The organism is Caulobacter sp. 1776, from assembly GCF_040545685.1.
GTDB lineage: Bacteria > Pseudomonadota > Alphaproteobacteria > Caulobacterales > Caulobacteraceae > Caulobacter.
This window is the reverse complement of the sequence record NZ_JBEPMI010000006.1, coordinates 76,420-97,552: the sequence shown is the minus strand read 5'-3', so window position 1 is coordinate 97,552 and position 21,133 is coordinate 76,420. Positions and strand designations below refer to the sequence as shown.

The window sequence follows — 21,133 nt, the reverse complement described above, 5'->3', positions numbered from 1 at the left end:
GATTGATGACAGTTTGACGACAGCGCCCAGAGCGCCGCCGAAACCTTTGAAAAAATCAGGCCTCGGCCACGATCGGCGGCGGCGAGACGGGTTCGCCGCCGGCCTTGGCCATCGGCAGATAGACGCCGAATGTGGCGCCTTCGCCCTGGACGCTCTCGACCGTCAGCCCGCCCCGGTGGCGGTTCATGATGTGCTTGACGATGGCCAGGCCCAGACCGGTGCCGGACCGCTCGCCGCTCTTCTGACCCTCGACGCGATAGAAGCGCTCGGTCAGACGCGGCAGGTGCTCGCGCGCCAGGCCGGGACCGCGGTCGGTGACCCGCAGGACGGCGTAGCGCTCGGCGGTGTCGTGATCGGGCGTCAGCAGCGACATCCGCGCGGCGGCGGCGTCGCGCGGCGCGCCGGCCGCCTCGGCGGACAGGCCGGGGAAGATCTCGACCCGCACCACCCCGCCCTTGGGGGTATATTTGATGGCGTTGTCGATCAGGTTCTGGATCACCTGGATGATCTGGTCGCGATCGCCGTCGACCACCGCGCCGCCGCGCGGCGGCAGGACGGGATCGAAGCCGACGGACTTCTCGCGGGCCTGGGGCGCCAGGGCGTCGATCACATCGACGGCGGCCATGGCCAGGTCCACGCGGCCCAGCGGCGCGATGTGCTCGTTCAGCTCGATGCGCGACAGGCTCATCAGGTCGTCGATCAGGCGCGACATCCGCTCGGCCTGGGCCAGCATGATCCCCAGAAACCGGTCGCGCGCGCCCGGATCGTCCTTGGCGTGGCCGCGCAGGGTCTCGATGAAGCCCGACAGCGAGGCCAGCGGCGTGCGCAGTTCATGGCTGGCGTTGGCCAGGAAGTCGGCGCGCGTGCGTTCGCTGCGCCGGGCGTCGGTTTCGTCGCGCAGAGCCAGCAGAGCCAGCCGCGAGCGGCCGGGCGCATCCTTCAGCGGCCGGGCGTGGGCCAGCCAGGCCCGGCCCTGGGCGCCGCCGGTCTCGAACTCGACCACGCCCTCGACGCCGCCGAACAGCGCCTCGTCCACCGCCTCCAGCACGCGCGGATTGCGCACGGCGGTGACCAGCAGCGCGCCCTGGTGCTGGATCTTGAACAGCTCGCGCGCGGCGGCGTTGGCGAACAGGAAACGACGGCCCGTCAGGTCGTCGGCCTCCTCGGCGGCGATCACCATCAGGGGATCGGGCAGGCGGTCCAGGATCGCGGCGAACGGCGGGACGTCCTCGACGGCGGCGACCGGGGCCAAGCCGGCGACGGGCCGCTCGACCGGCCGGGCCAGGCGTCGCGACAGCCACCAGCCCGCGCCGCCGGTCGCCAGGGCCGCCACCACGGCCGGCCCCGGCTGCGCCATGCCCACGACCGCCAGGCCCAGAATGACGCCCGGTCCGATCATGGAAGGCCAGAATGCGCGCGCGCCATGGCTTTCGGTTCCGTCCGGGGGCGTGTTCGCCAGCGGCATGGGGAGGCTCACCGATTTAAGCGAGAGGCGATTCGTCGAACCAGATATGGCGCCCCGCCAAGCCATGCGATAGACGGTTGACGCCTTAGTACGTGTCGCGAGCGGAACTCACCGCATTTTCGCCGCATCGTGACCGGAATTAAGTGCCCGGGGTTTCTATCGAGGTGTCGTTCGTAATGCAGCGCAAGGTCCTGGTCGCGACGGTCGCGGCCGCTCCTCTCTTGGCCATGGGTTTCGCCGCCTCGGCGGAAACCTCGGTCTCCACCGCGCGCACGACGCCGATCGCGACCAGCACCGCGACGGGGACGGCGGCGGACGACATCCGCATCACCGCCGACGGCTCGATCAAGCCGACCACGTCGGGCGCGATCGTCACGATCGACAGCAACAACAAGGTCACCAATCTGGGGACCATCGGCACGACGGGCGTCAGCGACGGCGTCGGCGTGCTGATCATCGGCGGCCGGACGGGCTCGCTGAGCAATACGGGCACGATCTCGCTGCTCGAGGACTACACGGCCACCGACACCGACTCGGACGGCGACCTGGACGGCGTGTTCGCCCAGGGCTCGAACCGAATCGGCGTCCGCCTGACCAACGCCGGGACGTTCACCGGCGACATCGTCAACGAGGCGGCCGGCGCGATCAGCATCGAGGGCAACAATTCGGCGGGGATCCTGCTGGAAGGCCCCGTGATCGGCAACGTCACCAATCTGGGAAACATCAGCGTCACCGGCGACAACGCCTATGGCGTACGGATCGCCGCGCCGGTCACCGGCAAGGTGACCATGGGCGGCGCGATCAACGTCCAGGGCCTGGGCGCCGTCGCCCAGGCCGTCGACGCGAACGTCAACGGCGCCCTGGTCCTGCAAGGCGCGACCAGCGCCACCGGCTATCGCTATACCGCGCGCCCGACCACGGTCGACGCGCTGAAGAAGCTGGACGCCGACGACCTGCTGCAAGGCGGCCCGGCCGTGCGCATCGCCGGCGACGTGACCGGCGGGATGCTGCTGCAAGGCGTCAACTACTCGACCAAGATCGGCGCGGACGGCGTCACCACCAACACGACGATCACGTCCAGCACCAGTGGCTCGTCCAGCATCAGCGTCTACGGCTCGGCGCCGGCCCTGCAGATCGGCTCGGCCAGCCAGGACGTCACCCTGGGCGCGGTCGGAACGGCGGACAACGCCTACGGCCTGGTCGCCAAGGGCACGATCGGCGCCAGCGGCGTCTATAATGGCGTCTCCGCCACGGGCGTTTCGATCGGCGGCGGCGGCGGCCGCACGACGACGCTGACGGGCGGCCTGCGCAATGACGGCCAGATCACGGCCACGACCTATGAAGCCAACGCCACCGGCCTGATCCTGAACTCCGGCGCGGTCGTGGGCGAGATCCTGAACCGCGGCACGATCGTCTCCAGCGCCTCGTCCTACGCGGCGTCCGGCGTCACCGCGAGCGCGCGCGGCATCGTGCTTGACGCGGGCTCGACCAACACCAGCATCCGCAACATCGGCGGGATCAGCGCCCAGCGCACCGGCGAGACCGGCGACGCCGTGGCGATCCTCGACCAGGCCGGCACGCTGAAGACCATCACCAACACCGGCACGATCCGCGCCACCCTGGCCGCGCCCACCTTCAAGAGCGACGGGACCGCCGCGACGGTCACGGCCACCGGCCAGACGATCGCCCTGGACCTGCGGGCCAACAATTCGGGCGTGACCTACACCCAGTCGGGCCCGGTCGACTTCACCTCGACCACCACCTATCCCTCGACCGACACCGTCACCAGCGCCGACAGCAGCGCCACCACCGTGGCGCCCAGCACCATCGGCGACGTGCTGTTCGGCGGCGGCAATGACACCCTGAACCTCTGGAGCGGCAGCCTGCTGGGCGCGATGTCGTTCGGCGCGGGCCAGGATCGGCTGTCGATCGACGGCGGCGCCGTGGCCCTGGGCAAGCTGTCCGACAGCGACGGCAAGCTCGACATCGCCGTGGCCAACGGCAGCCTGGGCATCGTCAACACCGACACGATCAACGTCTCCAGCCTGACGCTCGGCAGCAAGGCCAAGCTGCTGTTCTCGGCCGACCCGGCGGCCGGCGCGAACACTAAGCTGGTGGTCTCCGGCGCCACCAACATCGCGACCGGCGCCGAGCTGGGCATCCGCCTGGCCAACCTGGTCAAGCAGCCGACCACCTTCACGGTGATCCAGGGCGGCAACATCAATGTCGGCACGATCGGCAACGGTCTGCTGGCCGAGTCGCCCTACCTGTACGTGGCCACCAGCCGCGCCGACGCCAACAACGTCTATATCGACGTCCGTCGCCGCTCGGCCGCCGAGATCGGCTTCAACAAGTCCGAGACCTCGGCCTATGACGCGGTGTTCGCGGCGCTGGGGGCGGACACCACCCTGGCCGCGAACTTCCTGGGCCAGAACACCCGCGACGGCTTCCGCGACCTCTACGACCAGATGCTGCCCGACCAGGGCGAGGGCCTGTTCGCGGCCCTGCAGTCGGTCAACCAGCAGGTCTCGGCCGCCACGATGATGCGCCCCGACCCGGGCGATCGCTACGGCCCCGACAGCGTGTGGGTGCAGGAGATCAACTCCCTGACCCGCCGCGACACCGACCAGACGCTGGGTTCGGACACTCAGGCCTTCGGCTTCGTGGCCGGCTATGAGGCCATGGGCGACGCGGGCGGCGCCCTGGGCCTGACCCTGGCCTATGTCAGCGTCGAGGAACACGACACCGTCGCCAAGGTCGGCGAGCAGACCACCGCCTCGTTCGTCCAGACAGGCGCGTACTGGCGTCGTTCGGCCGGCGGCTGGCGCTTCAACACCGGCGGCGGCCTGGGCTACGGCTTCTTCAAGGGCGATCGCCGCTTCATCGCGCCGGACAGCAACGGCGACGGCGTGGCCGACCTGCTCCTGAAGAACACCGCCGACTGGAAGGGGCTCACCGCCAACGCCTATGCCGGCGTCGCCTACGAGCAAAAGTTCGGCCGCTTCTTCGCCCGTCCCGAAGGTCGCCTGGACTATGTCTGGCTGCGGGAAGGCAAGCGCGCGGAGAAGGGCGGCGGCGACGGCTTCGACCTGACCGTCGACAAGCGCACCTCCAACAATCTCAGCGGCGAGCTCGGCGTGGTGTTCGGCGCGGATTTCGGCAAGAACGTCTGGTGGCGCCCCGAAGTGCGGGTCGGCTACCGCCAGACCCTGGCCGGCTCGGTCGGCGATACGGTCGCCCGCTTCAAGAACGGCAATCCGTTCACCCTGGCCGCGATGGACGACAAGGACGGCGCCCTGACCGCCGGCTTCGCCCTGCGGGCCGGCACCCCGATGTCGTACCTGGCCATTGAAGGCGGCGTCGAAGCCGCCAAGAAGCAGAAGCGCTACAATCTGCGCCTGGCGGGCCGCGCGATGTTCTAGGGGCCAAAGCCCCTTCGGTTAGCGCTGGAAATACGAAGGCCGCCTCGGGAAACCGGGGCGGCCTTTTCCGTGCACGGATCTTTAATCGTTTAAGCGTCTGATTTGATGGAAGTTTCGCTGCGTTTTTCGCGACATTTCGCCGCGCCTCCAGAAAAACTCAAGGCCGGTTTCCCTAATCTCTATTTCGGAGCTAGGAATAATCGTTTTCCCTAGCTCGGCAGGTCGGCCCCGCACAGCGGCGCCGAGAGGGGACTAAACATGATCAAGACCAAGACCGCCTTCCGCGCCGTGCTGATCGCCGGCGTCTCCCTGCTGGCCACGGCCGGGGCCGCCTCGGCCCAGACCGCGAGTTCGCCTGAAGAGGCCGCCGCGCGCATCGCCGCGCTGGAAGCCCAGCTCAACGCCCTGCAGCAGCAGGTCAATGACCTGAAGGCCGCCACGGCCGCCAGCTTCAAGGATGTCCGCGCCACCCAGAGCGCCACCACCGTCAGCATCGCCGGCGCCAAGCCGACCATCGCCTCGGGCGACGGGGCCTACAGCGCGACGCTGCACGGCGTGATGCAGCTGGACGCCGCCCAATACTACCAGGACAAGGGCCTGCCGGCCGTGATCGGCAACGCCCGCGACCTGAACAACGGCACCAACTTCCGCCGCGCCCGCCTGGGCGTCGATGGCAAGTTCGCCAAGAACTTCGACTACTCGATCCTGCTGGACTTCGGCGGCGCGGGCACGGACGGCGCCGGCCAGCTGCAGGAGCTGTTCGTCCAGTACAACTACGCCCCGTTCAAGATCCGGGTCGGCGCCTACGCCCCGAACCTCGGCCTGGAGGACGCGGCCTCGACCAACGGCTCGCTGTTCCCCGAACGTCCATCCTCGGCCGAAGCCGCGCGCAGCCTGGCCGGCGCCGATCGGCGCATCGCGCTGCAGGGCCAGGTCGTCCGCGAGCGCTGGCTGCTGTCGGCCGCGGTCACGGGCGCCAAGGCCGGCGACGGCCAGACCTTCGACGAGCAGCTGGGCTATCTCGGCCGCTTCGCCTTCATTCCGGCCAAGGGCCAGGACTGGCTGGTCCACGTCGGCGCCAACGCGAGCATCGTGGCCACCCCGGCCCAGAGCGCGGCCCTGACCGGCGCCTATAACGTCACCTTGCAGGACCGTCCGGAACTGCGCGTCGACGGCCAGCAACTAGTCACGACCGGCGCCATCGACGCCGAAGGCGCCCGCCACTACGGCCTGGAACTGGCCGCCCAGAAGAAGAACCTGCTGATCCAGGGCGAGTACTTCGACTACAAGATCGATCGTCGCAACCCGGCCGCCGGGGTCAGCGATCCCAAGTTCACCGGCTGGTACGTCGAAGGCGGCTGGGTGCTGACCGGCGAGGCCCGCAAGTACAACGCCAACAACTTCGCGTTCGACGCCCCGGCCATCGCCCATCCGTTCGATCCCAAGGCCCGTAAATGGGGCGCCTGGGAACTGGCCGGCCGCTACTCGGTTCTGGACCTTAACCACCACGAGAACGCGGCCGTGGCCGGCGATCGCGTGCGTGGCGGCGAGCAGACGATCTGGACGGTCGGCCTGAACTGGTTCCCCAATTCGGTGACCAAGTTCTCGATCGACTATCTGGACGTCGACATCGATCGCAAGGACCCGGCCGGCGGCCTGCTGCCGCTGAGCCAGAGCTATCAGGCCGTCAACTTCCGCAGTCAGTTCGCGTTCTAGTTTCCGGCGCCGCCCGGTCCGAAGCCGAAGCCAAGGACCGGGCGGCTCCCTACATGTCCAAGACCGCCGCGCGCCCGACGCGCCGCTTTGAAAAGACCCTCCAGAAAGGATCGTCCCATGAGCGACATCATCAAGGCTCCGACCCGCCGTGGCCTGCTGGCCGGCGCAGGCGCCGGCGCCGCGGCCCTGAGCGTTCCGACCCTGATGGCGGGGGCGGCCCATGCCCAGGCCGGCAAGACCATCACCCTGCTCAACGTCAGCTACGACCCGACGCGGGAGCTCTACAAGGACGTCAACGCCGCCTACGCCAAGTACTGGAAGGAAAAGGTCGGTCAGACCCTGGTGATCAACCAGAGCCACGGCGGTTCGGGCAAGCAGGCCCGCTCGGTGATCGACGGCCTGCAGGCCGACGTCGTCACCCTGGCCCTGGCCTACGACATCGACGAGATCGCCGCCCGGGCCAAGCTGCTGCCGGCCAACTGGCAGTCGCGCCTGCCGCAGAACTCCACGCCCTACACCTCGACGATCGTGTTCCTGGTCCGCAAGGGCAACCCGTGGAAGATCAAGGACTGGGGTGACCTGGTGAAGCCGGGCATCGACGTGATCACCCCCAATCCGAAGACCTCGGGCGGGGCGCGCTGGAACTATCTGGCCGCCTGGGCCTGGGCTCTGAAGCAGCCGGGCGGCAACCCCGCCAAGGCCGAGGCCTATGTGAAGACCCTGTTCGAGCACGTCCCCGTGCTGGACACCGGCGCTCGCGGGGCCACCACCAGCTTCACTCAGCGCGGTCTGGGCGATGTGCTGCTGGCCTGGGAGAACGAAGCCTACCTCGCCCAGGAGGAGCTGCCGGGCAAGTTCGACATCGTCTATCCGTCGCTGTCGATCCTGGCCGAGCCGCCGGTGGCCCTGGTCGACAAGAACGTCGACCGCCACAAGACCCGCACCGTCGCCGAGGGCTATCTGAACTTCCTGTACAGCCCGCTGGCCCAGGAGCTGATCGCCAAGAACCACTACCGTCCGCGCAACGCGCAGGTGGCGGCCAAATACGCCTCCAGCTTCAAGCAGATCCCACTGGTGACGATCGACGACACCTTCGGCGGCTGGAAGAAGGCCCAGGCCACGCACTTCGCCGACGGCGGCCTGTTCGACAAGATCTATCAGCCGAAATGACGCGCTTCCGGGGTCCGCCCGTTCCGGGAAGTCCGAGCGGATCCTGAAGACAACGCGGCCGCCGCGGTAACGGCCATCTCTCTGGCGCGTCGCGTTCTGCGGCGGGAGTCCCAGCCGGGCTCCCGCCGTTTTCCATGTCCGCAACTCAGCTGTGTTGGGAACCCGACATCATCGGGTACGTTGAGCGTCCACGGGGTGGTGGGAGCTTGGCCATAGGCATGGATGACTATTCGGAATCACGACGCGCCGGCGACCGACTGGCCGCCGGTCACGGGGTCGACGACCCTTTCGCCGCCGCGATCCGCGCCACACGCATGGCGATGCTGGTCACCGACGCCGCCCAGGCCGACAATCCGATCATCTTCGCCAACGACGCCTTCCTGAAGCTGACCGGCTATGACCGCGATGAGGTCATCGGCCGCAATTGCCGCTTTCTGCAGGGCCCCGACACCGATCCCCGGGCGGTGCAGGCCCTGCACGAGGCCGTGGCCGCCGGCCAGGACATCACGGTCGAACTGCTGAACTACCGCAAGGACGGCTCGACCTTCTGGAACGTCCTGTCTTTCTCGCCCGTGCGCAACGACGCCTGCGAGGTCGTCTATTTCTTCGCCCAGCTCGACCCCGCCGACGAGCGGACCGCCGAGACGCGGAGCCAGCAGCGCCGCGACGACCTGGAGCAGCTGATCGAGGATCGCACCCACGCCCTGACCCTGGCGCTCGAGCAGAAGACCGCCCTGCTTCACGAGGTGGACCACCGGGTGAAGAACAACCTGCAGCTCATCTCCAGCCTATTGCTGCTGCAGAACCGGCGGGTGACCGATCCCACGCTGAAGGCCTCGCTGAAGGGCATGCTGGGCCGGGTCAACGCCATCGCCACGGTCCATCGCCGCCTGTTCCAGAGCGAGGATGTCGAGCGCTTCGACGTCTCGGCCTTCATCCGCGACATGGTGGCCGATCTGATGGGCTCGGCCATGCGCGACGATATCGCGGTGCAACTGGACCTGGAGCGGGTCGACATCCCGGCCGCCAAGGCCGCGCCGTTCGCCCTGGTGGTCAGCGAATTGCTGACCAACGCCCTGCGGCACGGCTTCCCGGAAGGTCACGGCGGGCGGATTCTGGTCAGCGTCACTCGCCATGACGGCGAGTTCCGGATCGAAATCACCGACAACGGCGTTGGACTAGACAAGGACACTAACGCGTCGGGTTTCGGTCTCACCATTGTTCAGCTGCTCTGCCAGCAGTTGAAGGCCAAGTGGGAGACCACCGACGCGGAACCTGGCACTCGCGTAGTCGTTCTGCTGCCTGTGAACGGTTCGCACTAGAAAGGTAGAGTTTTCGGTATGAGTGGGCGCGCCCTCGAGGTTCTGATCGTGGAGGATGAGATGCTCCTCGCGATCGAACTCGAATATCTGGTCGAGGAGGTGGGTTGCCATTCTCTCGGCTGCGCCATGAGCTCGGACGAAGCCGTCGACCTCGCCGAAAAGCTCCACCCCGACCTCGCCCTGGTCGACGTCCATCTCAGCGACGGTCCGACCGGCGTCGAGGTGGCCCGCAAGATCTCGCAGGATTGCGGCGGCGTGGCGCTGTTCATGACCGCCAACGTCAAGCGCCTGCCCGACGACTTCGCCGGCGCGTGCGGCGTGATCGGCAAGCCCTATTCCGAGCACGGCGTGAGAACCGCCCTGTCCTACCTGACCCATTGCCTGCAGGAGGGTCACGTTCCCGGCCCGGTTCCGGTGGGCCTGACCCTGGCTCCAGCCTATGCCGAGCTCTGGGGCCTGAACGACATCTTTCCCAAGATCGCTTGATGGGGATCGCCTGATGGCCGTCCCGCCGGTCGCTGCGGTGATCGGAACCGCCGCCGCCCTGCTGTCGATCACCAGCTTCGCCCCGCAGATCGTCAAGATCTGGAAGGAGCAGGACGCCTCGTCCGTCTCGCTGCGAACCTATGTCGTCACCGTCACCGGCTTTTCGTGCTGGATCGTCTACGGCCTGCTGATCCGCGCCTGGCCGGTGGTGGCGTCCAACATCGCCTGCCTGCTGATGTCCGGCGCGGTCCTGGTTCTGAAGTGGCGCCTCGACCGGGGCGCTGGCTGACCCTTTTAGGTGACAGGGGGGACGGGGTCCGCTATCGAGGCGCCGCCTAATTCTGTTGAGGAACAGCCGCCTTGAACGACGCCGCCGAGGAAGCGGGCTGGGCCACCGCCAAGACCCTGGCCGAGGCCCTGCCCTACATCCAGATCTACGACCGTGAGACGGTCGTGATCAAATACGGCGGCCACGCCATGGGCCAGGAAGAGGTGGCCAAGGTGTTCGCCGCTGACGCGGTGCTGCTGAAGCTCTTGGGCGTCCATCCGGTGGTCGTGCACGGCGGCGGCCCGCAGATCAGCCGCATGCTGGACAAGGCGGGCGTCAAGTCGACCTTCGTGGACGGCCTGCGCGTCACCGACGAAGCCACCATGGAAGTGGCCGAGATGGTCCTGTCGGGCGCGATCAACAAGGAAATCGCCAACTGGATCACGCTGGCCGGCGCGGAAGCCGACGTGCGCGGCGTGGGCCTCTCCGGCAAGGACGCTCGGATGATCACCGCCGAGAAGGTGACCCGGACCAAGAAGGACCCCGACAGCAATATCGAGCAGGTCGTCGACCTGGGCTTCGTGGGCGAGCCGACCAAGATCGACCCGCATATCATCCAGGCCCTGCTGACCTCGGAAACCGACTACATCCCGGTCATCGCCCCGATCGGCGTCTCGACCGAGGGCCAGACCTACAACATCAACGCCGACACCGTGGCGGGCGCGCTCGCGGGCGCCTTGAAGGCCAAGCGGATGCTGATGCTGACCGACATCGCCGGCGTGCTGGACGGCGACGGCCAGCTGATCCGCCAGATGACCATCGACGAAGCCCGCGGCCTGATCGCCAGCGGCGTGGCCAGCGGCGGCATGATCCCCAAGCTGGAGAACGCCATCCACGCGGTGGAATCGGGTGTCGAGGCCGTGGTCATCCTGGACGGCCGCCGTCCGCACGCCATGCTGGTCGAGCTGTTCAGCGAACACGGCGCGGGCACGCTCATCTCCCGATGAGCGCTGACCTTTCTCACGTCGACACCTGGCTGTTCGACCTCGACAACACCCTCTACCCGCTGGAAAGCGAGTTCATGGGTCTGATCGAGGCCAAGATGACCGACTTCGTGGCGCGCGAGACCGGCTTGCCCCGCGACGAGGCCCGAGCGCTGCAGCACAGTTATTTCCAGGAACACGGCACCACCCTGGCCGGCCTGATGGCCAACCACGGGATCGAGCCCCAGGCGTTCCTGGACGAGGTGCACGACGTCTCGATGGATCGTCTGGTTCCGGACGAGGCCTTGCGCGCGGCGATCGCCCGCCTGCCCGGTCGGCGGCTGATCTTCACCAACGGTTCGCTGGGTCACGCCGAGCGGGTGCTGACGCACCTGAACCTGCGCGACCTGTTCACCGAGGTGTTCGCGATCGAAACGGCCGACTACCTGCCCAAGCCGGCGCTGGCGACCTTCGACAAGATCTGCAAGCTGCACGCCATCGACCCGCCGATGACCACTTTCTTCGAGGATAGCGAGAAGAACCTGGTCCCAGCCGCGCGCCTGGGCATGACCACCATTCTCGTCGGGCCGCACGCGGCGGCCTCGACCTCCGAACACGTCCATTTCCGCACCAACGACCTGCCCGGGTTCCTGAACTCGGCCCGCCTGCAAGGAAGCCCGCAATGACCGCCGCCGTGAGCCTTTCAGATCTGCGAACCGAGATCGAAGCCGCCTGGGAAGCCCGCGCCGACGTCTCGGCCGCCACCACCGGCCCGGTTCGCACGGCGGTGGAAGAGGCGCTGCTGCTGCTCGACAGCGGCAAGGCCCGCGTCTCCGAGAAGATCGACGGCGAGTGGACCACCCATCAGTGGCTGAAGAAGGCCGTGCTGCTGTCGTTCCGCCTGAACCCCAACACCGTCATGCGCGCCGGCTCGCTCGGTGGCGGCGTCGGCCCGTGGTGGGACAAGGTGGCCAACAAGTTCGACGGCTGGGACGCCCCGCAGTTCGAGGCCGGCGGCTTCCGCGCGGTGCCCGGGGCCATCGTCCGCCGTGGCGCCCACATCGGCAAGAACGTCATCCTGATGCCGTCGTTCGTGAACATCGGCGGCTATGTCGACGAAGGCACGATGGTCGACACCTGGGTGACGGTCGGCTCGTGCGCCCAGATCGGCAAGAACGTCCACCTGTCGGGCGGCGTCGGCATCGGCGGCGTGCTCGAGCCGCTACAGGCCAATCCGACCATCATCGAGGACAACTGTTTCATCGGCGCCCGCTCGGAAGTCGTCGAGGGCGTGATCGTCGGCGAGGGCGCGGTCCTGTCGATGGGCGTGTTCATCAGCGCCTCGACCAAGATCGTCGATCGCAAGACCGGCCAGGTCCATGTCGGCAAGGTGCCGCCCTATAGCGTCGTGGTGCCCGGCGCCCTGCCGGACCCGAACGGCGGCCCCAGCCTCTACTGCGCCGTGATCGTCAAGACGGTCGACGCCCAGACGCGGTCGAAGACGAGCATCAACGACCTGCTGCGGGATTAGGAATCTCGCACCGATAGGTGCCAGAGAAAGACACGTCGTTCGTGGACTTCGTAGAGCACTCGGAAACTCGGCGCTCGCGAGGTTCTTGGAGAAACGGCGATGAAAATGTTCCGCCCTTCAAAGGCGGGACATTTTTCATTTCCGAAAGGTGATCGCCTTAGCATCCATTCAAGATTCTGAACCCCTTCATCGATGAAGGGGAACTGTCCCTGCAAGGCAAAAACCGCTTTTTCGAAGAGCTCGGAATGGCTGATCGAAAACGGCGGCCGGTCAGAAGGGTCGCGCACCCGCATGAGCTTTTGCCGTTTCTAAAGCCCATGTTCTATCGGCGTCCGTGACTTCGACAGGCACCAACTGAAGCGCGGTGAAATAGGGGATGACCTCCCCTAGCTCTGCTGCATCCCAAGCGGCGTTATGGCTGATCTCGCTGATTTGCTTGGCGGTTTTACCCCTCACGAAATCAGCCACCTCTCGCAGGAGCTGCTGTTCGTGCGGAGACAGACGTGCTGGCGCGAAAGGCGCCGTGGGCACATAGTCCTTCTTATAGAAGCCATGATACTCGGCCTCTCGCACTGATAAGCGGCCTTCACGAGCCAGTTCTTCAACCGCCGAGGTCAGATGACGAGCCGTGGGCCCGAACTTTTGCTTTAAATAGTCTACACCAGTCAGCGGCCTTCCCTCTTCGAGGAAAGTCATCATATCGGCAAAGTAAAGCATCTTGTGGAGCTTGACGTTTCCAAGCTCTTCGGAAGGACAGTACGAAGTCAATAGGAGGATCGCCTCCTTGAACTTCTCTCGGTCAAACTGAACTGGGGTGCCGGGCACGATCAATCTCCGAATCGGAGTTGAATCCTCACGACTCTTGACGTCAATAGAACAAATAGGGAACCGTCGACATACGTATCGCCTATCTCGTCCATCAAGTCAACTCCAGCGGTAGCCCGCGCTACTTCGTCGCCTCGTTCAGCTGTTTCTTGCTCTCGGCCGCGCCCTTCTTGGCGTCCTGCTTCAGGTCAGCGCCGGCCTCCTTGGCCTTGTCGCCGGCCTTTTCGCCGAGCTCCTGAGCCTTGTCGGTGGCCTCGCCGGCGGCTTCCTTCAGTTCGCCGGCGGTCTCCTTCGTGCTTTCCTTGATCGCCGTGCCGGCTTCCTTGACGTCCGGATCGTTGGCGATGGTGTGGGCCGCGTCCTTGATGTCGGAGGCGGCCGCCTTGGCGCCTTCCTTGACCTCGGTGGCGTGCTGCTGCGAGCAGGCGGCTAGGGCCAGCGCCACGGCGCAGCTGGCGATGAACGGGATGGAACGCATGGTCGTGCTCCTTGATAAGTCGGCTGGATAACGAAGCGTCAAGGCCAAGGTTCCGAGTTCGGCTTTTCCGAACTTCCCAAGACCGCTAAACCCCCGCCATGCGCATCGCCTTCCTCGGCACTCCCGATTTCGCCGTCGCCTGCCTCGCCGAGCTCGTCGCCTCGGGCCACGAGATCGCCTGTGTCTATTCCCAGCCGCCCGCCCCGCGCGGCCGCGGCCAGGACTTGAAGCCCTCGCCGGTCCACGCCTTCGCCGAGGGCCTGGGCCTGCCGATCCGCACGCCGGTCTCGATGAAGACGCCGGAAGAGATCGCGGCCTTTCAGGCCCTGGACCTCGACGCCGCCGTCGTGGTCGCGTTCGGCCAGATCCTGGTCAAGGCTGTGCTGGACGCCCCGCGATACGGCTGCTTCAACCTGCACGCCTCGCTGCTGCCCCGCTGGCGCGGCGCGGCCCCGATCCAGCGGGCCATCATGGCCGGCGACGCGGTCACCGGCGTCCAGGTCATGCGGATGAGCGAAGGCCTCGACGAGGGGCCGATCCTGATGTCCGAGCAGGTGCGGATCGACCGGCTGGAGACCGCCGGCACCCTGCACGACAAGCTGGCCGCCGTTGGCGCGCGCCTACTGCCCGTCTCCCTGGCCGCCATCGAGCGTGGCGGCGCCCGCGAGACGCCCCAGGCCGAGGACGGCGTGACCTACGCCAAGAAGATCAAGTCGGCTGAGGCCCGCATCGACTGGACCCGTCCGGCCGCCGAGGTCGACGCCCACATCCGTGGCCTGTCGCCCTTCCCCGGCGCCTGGTTCGAGGCGCCATCCGAGAAGGGCCCCGTCCGGGTGAAGGCCTTGCTGTCGCGGCTGGAAGATCATGACGGCGCGCCGGGCGAAGTTCTGGACGACACCTTGCTGATCGCCTGCGGGGACGGCGCCGTGCGCCTGCTGAAGGCCCAGCGCGAGGGCAAGGGCGTCCAGGACGCCGACGTCTTCACGCGCGGCTTCCCGATTCCGGCCGGGACGACGTTGGCCTGATGCCTCGCTATCGCCTCCTCGTCGAGTATGACGGCCGGCCCTATAGCGGCTTCCAGGCCCAGGCCGTGCTGCCGTCCGTGCAGGGCGCGATCGAGGCGGCGGTGAAGGCCTTCAGCGGCCAGGACGTGCGCATCGCCGCCGCCGGCCGCACCGACACCGGCGTCCACGCCACCGGCCAGGTGGTTCATGTCGACCTCGAGCGCGACTGGCCGGCCCAGACCGTGTTCAACGCCCTCAACGCCCATCTGACGCGCGAGGCGGTGTCGATCCTGTCGGCCGAGATCGCCGAGGGCGACTGGCACGCCCGTTTCTCGGCCAACGAGCGCCGCTACCTCTACAGGATCCTCAATCGCCGCGCCCCGCCGGCCCTGGACAGGGGCCGGGTCTGGCACATGAAGAAAGAGCTGGATGCCGAGGCCATGCACGCGGCCGCCCAGCATCTGGTCGGCCTGCACGACTTCACGACCTTCCGCGACATGCACTGCCAAGCCAAGAGCCCGGTGAAGACGCTCGACGTCGCCCGCGTGCGCCAGGTCGGCGAGGAGATCCACCTCGACTTCGAGGCGCGCAGCTTCCTGCATCGCCAGGTGCGCTCGATGACCGGCACCCTGGTCGAGGTCGGGGCGGGCCGCTGGACCCCGGACGACGTGAAGGCCGCGCTCGAGGCCAAGGACCGTCGCGAATGTGGGCCGGTCGCGCCGGCCGATGGGCTGTATCTGGTTGGGGTCGGGTACGGGGACTAGCGCTAGGCTCGCCTAGTCCATCAGGTCCGCCGGGACCTTGCCGCCGTTCTCCGACAGCTTCGTGATCACCTGCTTGTGCAGCCAGATGTTCATCGCGGCGCTGTCGCCCTTGTCACCCGTGTATCCTAGCTCGTCGGCCAGTTCCTTGCGCTCGGCCAGGCTGCTTTCCATGCCGACCAGCTTCATCAGGTCGACGATCGAGTGGCGCCAGTCCAGCTTCTGTGGGTTGTCGGCCGCCAGGTCATCGAGCACGGCCGTGACATCGACGGTCTGCGGCGGAGGCTGGGGCGCGACGGCGGCCGCGGTAGCGGGCGTCGGAGCCGGCGCTGGCTGCGGCGCCGTGGTCGTCGGGGCCGCCTTGGGCTTGTGCCCGAAGATCTTGCCCATGATGTCGCTAAAGATACCCATGTCGCGCTCCTGAACGTTGGACGCGATCAACGCCTCGGAATCCGGCCGGTTCGAAGCTAGAGCACCGAACAGTTGGTGATCTGGCTGAACGCCTCCAGCGCCGCCGTTCCGACCACGGACGTTCCAAAGCGGTCCAGCTCCGGCGACCAGACCGCGACGGTCGCCTTGCCCGGAATCACCGCGACGATGCCGCCGCCCACGCCGCTCTTGGCGGGCAGGCCGACGCGGTAGGCGAAGCTGCCGACGCTGTCATAGATCCCGCAGGTCAGCAGCAGGGCGTTCAGGCGTCGGGTCAGGCGCTCGGGGAACACCGTCTCCTGCGCCACCGGCGAGAAGCCGCCGGCCGCCAGGGGCAGGAAGGCGCGGGCCAGCTGGCGGCAGCTCATGGTCAAGGCGCACTGGCGGCAATAGGCGGCGACCACCGCCTCGGGCTCGTGATGGATCGTGCCCTTGCCGCGCATCAAGTTGGCGATGGCGCGGTTCTGCCAGGCGTGGGCCAACTCCGAGGCCGCCACCGTCGGGTCGATCTCCAGCCGCTCGTCGCAGAGGAAGCCGGCGAAGTCGCGGACCAGGGCCGCCGGATCGCGGGTGACGTCCATCAAGACGTCGGTGACCGCCAAAGCCCCGGCGTTGATGAACGGGTTGCGCGGCACGCCCTGCTCGGCCTCCAGCAGGGACAGGTGGTTGAAGGGTGTGCCCGAGGGCTCCTTGCCGACGCGGGTCCAGGTCTCGTCGCCCAGCCGGTTCAGGGCCAGGCCCAGGGCGAAGACCTTGGTGATGCTCTGGACCGAGAAACCCTCGTCGGCGTCGCCGATCACGTGTTCGCCGCCGTCGACCGTGCGCACGGCCATGCCGAACTTGTTTCCCGGTACGGTCGCCAGTTCCGGAATGTAGTCGGCCGGGCGGCCCTTGCCGAAGTGCGGCTTCACCAGCACCGCCACCTCGGCCAGCACGTCGGGGATCGAGAGCGCCTTCATGCCGACGCCCGCCCCCTACGCGAAGGCCGCGAAATAGCGGTTGATCAGGGCCTCGTAGGCGCCCGCCAGCTGACGGATCTCCTCGACCGGAACCCGCTCGTCGACCTGATGCATGGTCGAGCCGACCAGGCCGAACTCGACCACCGGGCAAAGGCTGCGGATGAAGCGGGCGTCGCTGGTGCCGCCGGTGGTGGACAGCTCCGGCGCGCGGCCGGTGGCGTCGCCGACGGCGGCCACGATCACGTCGGTGAAGGCGCCCGGCTCGGTCAGGAAGGCCTCGCCGCTGATCTTGCACAGCGCCTCGACCCGGCCGGAGAAGCCTTCGGCGGCCTCGCGGCACTCCCGTTCGATCCAGGCGGCCAGGTCCCGGCCCTGATGGGCCGGGTTGAAGCGGATGTTCACCCGCGCCTTGGCCGAGGCGGGAATGACGTTGGTGGCGGCGTTGCCGACGTCGACCGTGGTCACCTCCAGGTTCGACGGCTGGAAGCCGGTATAGCCCTCGTCCAGCACCCGGCTCTGCAGGCGCGAGAGGATGTCGACCAGCACCGGGATCGGGTTGGCCGCCCGGTGCGGATAGGCCACGTGACCCTGTTTGCCGTCGACGGCGATCCAGGCGTTGATGCTGCCGCGCCGGCCGATCTTGACCATGTCGCCCAGCAGATTGGCCGAGGTCGGCTCGCCGACGATGCAGTGGTCGATGACCTCGCCCTCGGCGGCCAGGGCCTGGACGACCTTGACGGTGCCGTCCTCGGCCACACCCTCCTCGTCGCCGGTGATCAGAAAACTGATCGAGCCGGCGTGCTCGGGGACCTTCGACACGGCGGCGACGAAGGCGGCGATGGCGCTCTTCATGTCGACCGCGCCGCGACCGTACAGCACCCCGTCCTTGATCTCGGCCTCGAACGGGCCGGCGGTCCAGGCCGCGTCATCACCCACCGGCACCACGTCGGTATGGCCGGCGAAGCAGAGGTTCGGCCGCGCCGTCCCACGCCGGGCGTAGAGGTTCTCGATCTCGCCGAACTTCATCCGGCGGCAGGTGAACCCGAGGCCTTCCAGCTGGCGCTGCAGCGTATCCATCGCCCCCGCGTCGGCCGGCGTCACCGAGGGTCGGCGGATCAGGGCCTGGGCGAGGTCTACCGGGTCGATAGCGGCGAGGATCGGGGTGGTCATGGCCCTGCCTTTAGGCCGCCGACCGGAGCGACGCAAACCGATCGGTTGAGAATTCCCGTCAGAGCTGTGCTATGGACGATTTCAATCGCCACGGGGAGGCTTGGACATGCTGGCCTGGATCATCGCCGCGCTGGAGCCGGTCGTCGCCTGGCTGACCGAGCGCTGGCCCGCCTTCCATCGCCTGGTCAACGGCCTATTGATCAACGGGATCGTCAGCGAGACCCGGCCGCGCCCGCATCCCTGGAGCACCAAGACCCCGTACATCAGCTGGGCGGCGTTGACCGACCGCACCTACAGCGCCCGGCAACTGCCGGCGAAGGACCCCGGCCCGCTGCCCGACGCGCAGATGACCACCGCGGTGTTCGCGCGTCCGGCCGGGAGGCCGCAGATCTCTTGCGCCAAGTCGACCATGCTGTTCCCGGCCTTCGCCCAGTACCTGACCGACGGCTTCATCCGGACCATGGTGTTCAACGACCGCGAGGATCGCCGCCGCACCACCTCGAACCACGAGATCGACCTCTGCACCCTCTACGGCCGCACCGAGGCCCAGACCAACGCCCTGCGCCTGAGGTCGCCGAGCCAGCGCGGCCGGCTGAAGTCGCAGACGATCAACGGCGAGGAGTATCCGCCCGCCCTCTACGACGCCGAGGGCGGCCTGCTGGCCGAGTTCGTGGCGCTGGACCCGCCACTGGGCGTCGACAACGACACGCCGCTAGCGATCAAGCGCCAGCTGTTCGCCCTGGGCGGCGACCGGGCCAATTCCTCGGTAGGCACGATGATGATGGGGACCCTGTTCCTGCGCGAGCACAACCGGCTGGCCGGCGTGATCGCCGCGGCCCACGCCGACTGGGACGACGACCGGGTGTTCGAGACCGCCCGCAACGTGGTGATCGTCCTCTACATCAAGCTCGTGGTCGAGGAGTACATCAACCACATCTCGCCCTCGCGCATCCGCCTGCTGGCCGACCCGACCGACGCCTGGAAGCGGCCCTGGAACAAGCCCAACTGGATCACCGCCGAGTTCAGCCTGCTCTATCGTTGGCACTCGCTGGTCTCCGAGGACATCACCTGGGCCGGCCAGCCGACCAAGACCGCCACCCTGCGCTTCGCCGGCGACCAGCTGACCCGCCACGGCCTGGCCAGCGCCTACGTCTGGATGAGCGCTCAGCCAGCCGCCCTGCTGGGGGCCGGCAACACCGCCGACTATCTGCAGGATGTCGAGGCGCGGGCGATCAACCAGGCCCGCCTGAACCAGATCGCGCCCTACAACGCCTATCGCGCGGCCAACGGCATGAAGCCGGTCACGACCTTCGAGGAGATCAGCACCCGGCCCGGCGTCGCGGACAAGCTGCGCACGCTGTACGGCCATGTCGACAAGGTGGAGTTCTATGTCGGCCTGTTCGCCGAGGACACCGCCGCCAACGCGCCGCTGCCGCCGCTGATCCTGCGCATGGTGGCCATCGACGCCTTCTCCCAGGCCCTGACCAATCCCCTGCTGTCCCGAAACATCTGGGGCGATCCGGCCAATCGGCTGGCGGCCTTCACCCGCGAAGGCCTGGCGGCGATCGAGTCGGCCAAGACCCTGCGCGACCTGCTGGTCCGCAACGGCGCCGACCCGGGCTCGAACTTCGTGGGCATGACCCGTCCGGAGTGGAAGCGGAACGCCAAGGTGCAGCGGGTCGGTTAGAGTCCCATTGAGACGGGCGGCGGGCGTGCTTAACTGCGCTCGCGGAGGAGACGCCCTTGCCCAAGATCGACCTGACCACGGCCCCGACCCGTCTCGGCACGGCCTATCCCGCGCCGTTCGACACGCCGTGCCTGAACCGCCACCGCACCAAGCTGGGCGACGCCGCCGGCCTCGACCAGTTCGGGGTCAATCTGCTGCGCCTGCCGCCCGGCGCCTGGTCCAGCCAGCGCCACTGGCACACGGCCGAGGACGAGTTCACCTGGGTGGTCGAGGGCGAGGTGGTGCTGGTCGAGAATGAGGGTGAAACGGTGATGCGGGCTGGCGACTGCGCGGGCTTCAAGGCGGGCGTCGCCAACGGCCACCACTTCCAGAACCGCTCGGACCGCGACGCCCTGCTGCTGGAGATCGGCTCGCGCAAGCCGGACGAGGACGGCTGCGACTATCCCGACCTCGACCTGATCCTGCGCGAGGGCGAAGGCGTCTATCGCCACCGCGACGGAACGCCGTACGAGACGGATCAAGGCCGCAAGCGCTAGGCCTTCAGCTCGGCCAGCAGCCAGTCGTGGACCGCGATGACGGCCGGCGAAGCCGTGGGAAGGCGCAGTAGATGATAGGGCCGCCCCTGGATCACCGTCTCGAACGGCTGGATCAGCAGGCCCGAGGCCAGTTCGGCGCGCACCAGGCTCAGGCTGGCCATGGCCACGCCCAGGCCGGCCACCGCCGCCTGGATGGCCTGGCTGTCGTCGGTGAAGGTCAGGCGCGGCGTGGTGTCCAGGTCCGCGAGACCGCTCACCTGCGCCCAGCGCGCCCAGGTCGGGGTGTCGGCGGCGGGATGGCGCCACTCGGCGTGCAGCAGGGGCTGGTCCCGCAAGTCGCCCGGCGAGGCCAAGGCTAGCTTGGGACTGCAGACTGGCGCGAAGCTTTCGACGAACAGGGGCTCGGCGACCAGGCCCGGGAAAGGTCCGTAGCCGTAGCGGATCGCCAGGTCCGCCGCGCCCGAGCGCAGGTCCACCGGATCGTCCGAGGCATGCAGCCGCAGCTGCAGGTCGGGATGCGCCTTTCGAAAGTCCGCCATGCGCGGCAGCAGCAGGTGGGCCGCGAACGCCACCAGGACCGAGAGCGTGACCGTCTTGCCGCCGTCGTCGGGCCTCAGGGTTCGCAGCGCCTCGGCGAACGCGTCGAAGCCGTCGCGGAGCACCGGGAACAGCCGTCGCCCGGACGGGGTCAGGGCGACACGGCGGACGTGGCGCTCGAACAGCTTCAGGCCCAGCGTCTCTTCCAGCTCCCTGATGCGGTGGCTGATCGCCGTTGGCGTCACGCCCAGCTCGTCGGCCGCCAGGCGGAAGCTTTCCAGCCGCGCCGCGGCCTCGAAGGCCCGAAGAGCGCCTAACGGCAGACGACGGCGCGTAAATGAGTTGATCTCATCCATAGCCTGACGATTACGCGTTCGTCAGCGC

20 protein-coding genes are annotated in these 21,133 nt (G+C 67.8%); 13 read left to right on the top strand and 7 right to left on the bottom strand.

What is annotated here, in order from left to right; all coding sequences use genetic code 11:
* Positions 1-55: 55 nt before the first annotated feature.
* The gene (locus tag ABIC66_RS16645; RefSeq protein WP_354071395.1) at positions 56-1,465 is read right to left on the bottom strand and encodes a sensor histidine kinase; all 1,410 of its coding nucleotides are present in this window, start codon (positions 1,463-1,465) and stop codon (positions 56-58) included.
* A 164-nt stretch (positions 1,466-1,629) separates the two neighbouring features.
* Here ABIC66_RS16645 and ABIC66_RS16640 point away from each other — a divergent pair, with 164 nt between their 5' ends.
* The 9 genes from ABIC66_RS16640 (at position 1,630) to dapD (ending at position 12,363) form a co-directional block, all read left to right on the top strand.
* Positions 1,630-4,887 carry an autotransporter outer membrane beta-barrel domain-containing protein gene (locus ABIC66_RS16640; RefSeq protein WP_354071992.1) on the top strand — a complete coding sequence of 1,086 codons (3,258 nt, stop codon included), beginning with the start codon at positions 1,630-1,632 and terminating at the stop codon, positions 4,885-4,887.
* A 258-nt stretch (positions 4,888-5,145) separates the two neighbouring features.
* The gene (locus tag ABIC66_RS16635; RefSeq protein ID WP_354071394.1) at positions 5,146-6,603 is read left to right on the top strand and encodes an OprO/OprP family phosphate-selective porin; all 1,458 of its coding nucleotides are present in this window, start codon (positions 5,146-5,148) and stop codon (positions 6,601-6,603) included.
* Positions 6,604-6,720: 117 nt separating this feature from the next.
* Positions 6,721-7,773: a sulfate ABC transporter substrate-binding protein gene (locus ABIC66_RS16630; protein WP_354071393.1), complete on the top strand. Its 1,053-nt coding sequence runs from the start codon at positions 6,721-6,723 to the stop codon at positions 7,771-7,773.
* A gap of 218 nt (positions 7,774-7,991) precedes the next feature.
* Entirely contained in the window at positions 7,992-9,095 is a 1,104-nt protein-coding gene (gene lovK, locus ABIC66_RS16625) for a photosensory histidine protein kinase LovK (protein ID WP_354071392.1), read from the top strand.
* 18 nt (positions 9,096-9,113) lie between these two features.
* Positions 9,114-9,581 (top strand): response regulator, encoded by a 468-nt coding sequence (locus ABIC66_RS16620; RefSeq protein ID WP_354071391.1) that lies wholly within the window; start codon positions 9,114-9,116, stop codon positions 9,579-9,581.
* Positions 9,582-9,594: 13 nt separating this feature from the next.
* The gene (locus tag ABIC66_RS16615; RefSeq protein ID WP_354071390.1) at positions 9,595-9,870 is read left to right on the top strand and encodes a SemiSWEET family sugar transporter; all 276 of its coding nucleotides are present in this window, start codon (positions 9,595-9,597) and stop codon (positions 9,868-9,870) included.
* Positions 9,871-9,941: 71 nt separating this feature from the next.
* On the top strand, positions 9,942-10,856 hold the full coding sequence (gene argB, locus ABIC66_RS16610) for an acetylglutamate kinase (RefSeq protein ID WP_354071389.1): 915 nt from the start codon (positions 9,942-9,944) through the stop codon (positions 10,854-10,856).
* Positions 10,853-11,518 carry a pyrimidine 5'-nucleotidase gene (locus tag ABIC66_RS16605; protein WP_354071388.1) on the top strand — a complete coding sequence of 222 codons (666 nt, stop codon included), beginning with the start codon at positions 10,853-10,855 and terminating at the stop codon, positions 11,516-11,518. Before argB ends, ABIC66_RS16605 begins: the two co-directional genes overlap by 4 nt.
* Complete coding sequence (gene dapD, locus ABIC66_RS16600) at positions 11,515-12,363, top strand: 2,3,4,5-tetrahydropyridine-2,6-dicarboxylate N-succinyltransferase (RefSeq protein WP_354071387.1); 849 nt, start codon at positions 11,515-11,517, stop codon at positions 12,361-12,363. Before ABIC66_RS16605 ends, dapD begins: the two co-directional genes overlap by 4 nt.
* Positions 12,364-12,633: 270 nt before the next feature.
* Here the strand turns inward: dapD and ABIC66_RS16595 are convergent, their stop codons facing one another.
* Positions 12,634-13,188 (bottom strand): Panacea domain-containing protein, encoded by a 555-nt coding sequence (locus ABIC66_RS16595; protein ID WP_354071386.1) that lies wholly within the window; start codon positions 13,186-13,188, stop codon positions 12,634-12,636.
* 121 nt (positions 13,189-13,309) lie between these two features.
* Complete coding sequence (locus ABIC66_RS16590) at positions 13,310-13,666, bottom strand: cell surface protein (protein ID WP_354071385.1); 357 nt, start codon at positions 13,664-13,666, stop codon at positions 13,310-13,312.
* 98 nt (positions 13,667-13,764) lie between these two features.
* Between ABIC66_RS16590 and fmt the strand changes: the two genes are divergently transcribed.
* Entirely contained in the window at positions 13,765-14,691 is a 927-nt protein-coding gene (gene fmt / locus ABIC66_RS16585; RefSeq protein ID WP_354071384.1) for a methionyl-tRNA formyltransferase, read from the top strand.
* The gene (gene truA, locus ABIC66_RS16580) at positions 14,691-15,434 is read left to right on the top strand and encodes a tRNA pseudouridine(38-40) synthase TruA (protein ID WP_354071383.1); all 744 of its coding nucleotides are present in this window, start codon (positions 14,691-14,693) and stop codon (positions 15,432-15,434) included. Before fmt ends, truA begins: the two co-directional genes overlap by 1 nt.
* A 12-nt stretch (positions 15,435-15,446) precedes the next feature.
* Here the strand turns inward: truA and ABIC66_RS16575 are convergent, their stop codons facing one another.
* Genes ABIC66_RS16575 through dapE form a run of 3 tightly spaced genes read right to left on the bottom strand, consistent with a single transcriptional unit; the run spans position 15,447 to position 17,989 of the window.
* Positions 15,447-15,842, bottom strand: coding sequence for a DUF3597 domain-containing protein (locus ABIC66_RS16575; protein ID WP_354071382.1), 396 nt, complete (start codon positions 15,840-15,842; stop codon positions 15,447-15,449).
* 56 nt (positions 15,843-15,898) lie between these two features.
* Entirely contained in the window at positions 15,899-16,819 is a 921-nt protein-coding gene (locus ABIC66_RS16570; RefSeq protein ID WP_354071381.1) for a glutaminase, read from the bottom strand.
* Positions 16,820-16,834: 15 nt separating this feature from the next.
* The gene (dapE, locus tag ABIC66_RS16565) at positions 16,835-17,989 is read right to left on the bottom strand and encodes a succinyl-diaminopimelate desuccinylase (protein ID WP_354071380.1); all 1,155 of its coding nucleotides are present in this window, start codon (positions 17,987-17,989) and stop codon (positions 16,835-16,837) included.
* Between the two features lie 106 nt (positions 17,990-18,095).
* Here dapE and ABIC66_RS16560 point away from each other — a divergent pair, with 106 nt between their 5' ends.
* A complete protein-coding gene (locus ABIC66_RS16560; RefSeq protein ID WP_354071379.1) occupies positions 18,096-19,676 on the top strand; it encodes a peroxidase family protein in 1,581 nt (526 codons plus the stop codon).
* 56 nt (positions 19,677-19,732) lie between these two features.
* Complete coding sequence (locus tag ABIC66_RS16555) at positions 19,733-20,212, top strand: cupin domain-containing protein (protein WP_354071378.1); 480 nt, start codon at positions 19,733-19,735, stop codon at positions 20,210-20,212.
* On the opposite strand, the gene ABIC66_RS16550 is transcribed toward ABIC66_RS16555, so the two are convergent.
* Positions 20,209-21,105, bottom strand: a complete 897-nt coding sequence (locus tag ABIC66_RS16550) for a LysR substrate-binding domain-containing protein (RefSeq protein ID WP_354071377.1) — start codon at positions 21,103-21,105, stop codon at positions 20,209-20,211. The two genes, ABIC66_RS16555 and ABIC66_RS16550, sit on opposite strands and share 4 nt — an antisense overlap.
* Positions 21,106-21,133: the final 28 nt, after the last annotated feature.

Coding starts and splice junctions, on each gene's coding strand:
- ABIC66_RS16645 (WP_354071395.1), bottom strand. CDS start 1,465: ATGCCGCTGGCGAACACGCCCCCGGACGGAACCGAAAGCCATGGCGCG.
- ABIC66_RS16635 (WP_354071394.1), top strand. CDS start 5,146: ATGATCAAGACCAAGACCGCCTTCCGCGCCGTGCTGATCGCCGGCGTC.
- ABIC66_RS16630 (WP_354071393.1), top strand. CDS start 6,721: ATGAGCGACATCATCAAGGCTCCGACCCGCCGTGGCCTGCTGGCCGGC.
- lovK (WP_354071392.1), top strand. CDS start 7,992: ATGGATGACTATTCGGAATCACGACGCGCCGGCGACCGACTGGCCGCC.
- ABIC66_RS16620 (WP_354071391.1), top strand. CDS start 9,114: ATGAGTGGGCGCGCCCTCGAGGTTCTGATCGTGGAGGATGAGATGCTC.
- ABIC66_RS16615 (WP_354071390.1), top strand. CDS start 9,595: ATGGCCGTCCCGCCGGTCGCTGCGGTGATCGGAACCGCCGCCGCCCTG.
- ABIC66_RS16605 (WP_354071388.1), top strand. CDS start 10,853: ATGAGCGCTGACCTTTCTCACGTCGACACCTGGCTGTTCGACCTCGAC.
- dapD (WP_354071387.1), top strand. CDS start 11,515: ATGACCGCCGCCGTGAGCCTTTCAGATCTGCGAACCGAGATCGAAGCC.
- ABIC66_RS16590 (WP_354071385.1), bottom strand. CDS start 13,666: ATGCGTTCCATCCCGTTCATCGCCAGCTGCGCCGTGGCGCTGGCCCTA.
- fmt (WP_354071384.1), top strand. CDS start 13,765: ATGCGCATCGCCTTCCTCGGCACTCCCGATTTCGCCGTCGCCTGCCTC.
- truA (WP_354071383.1), top strand. CDS start 14,691: ATGCCTCGCTATCGCCTCCTCGTCGAGTATGACGGCCGGCCCTATAGC.
- ABIC66_RS16575 (WP_354071382.1), bottom strand. CDS start 15,842: ATGGGTATCTTTAGCGACATCATGGGCAAGATCTTCGGGCACAAGCCC.
- ABIC66_RS16570 (WP_354071381.1), bottom strand. CDS start 16,819: ATGAAGGCGCTCTCGATCCCCGACGTGCTGGCCGAGGTGGCGGTGCTG.
- dapE (WP_354071380.1), bottom strand. CDS start 17,989: ATGACCACCCCGATCCTCGCCGCTATCGACCCGGTAGACCTCGCCCAG.
- ABIC66_RS16560 (WP_354071379.1), top strand. CDS start 18,096: ATGCTGGCCTGGATCATCGCCGCGCTGGAGCCGGTCGTCGCCTGGCTG.
- ABIC66_RS16550 (WP_354071377.1), bottom strand. CDS start 21,105: ATGGATGAGATCAACTCATTTACGCGCCGTCGTCTGCCGTTAGGCGCT.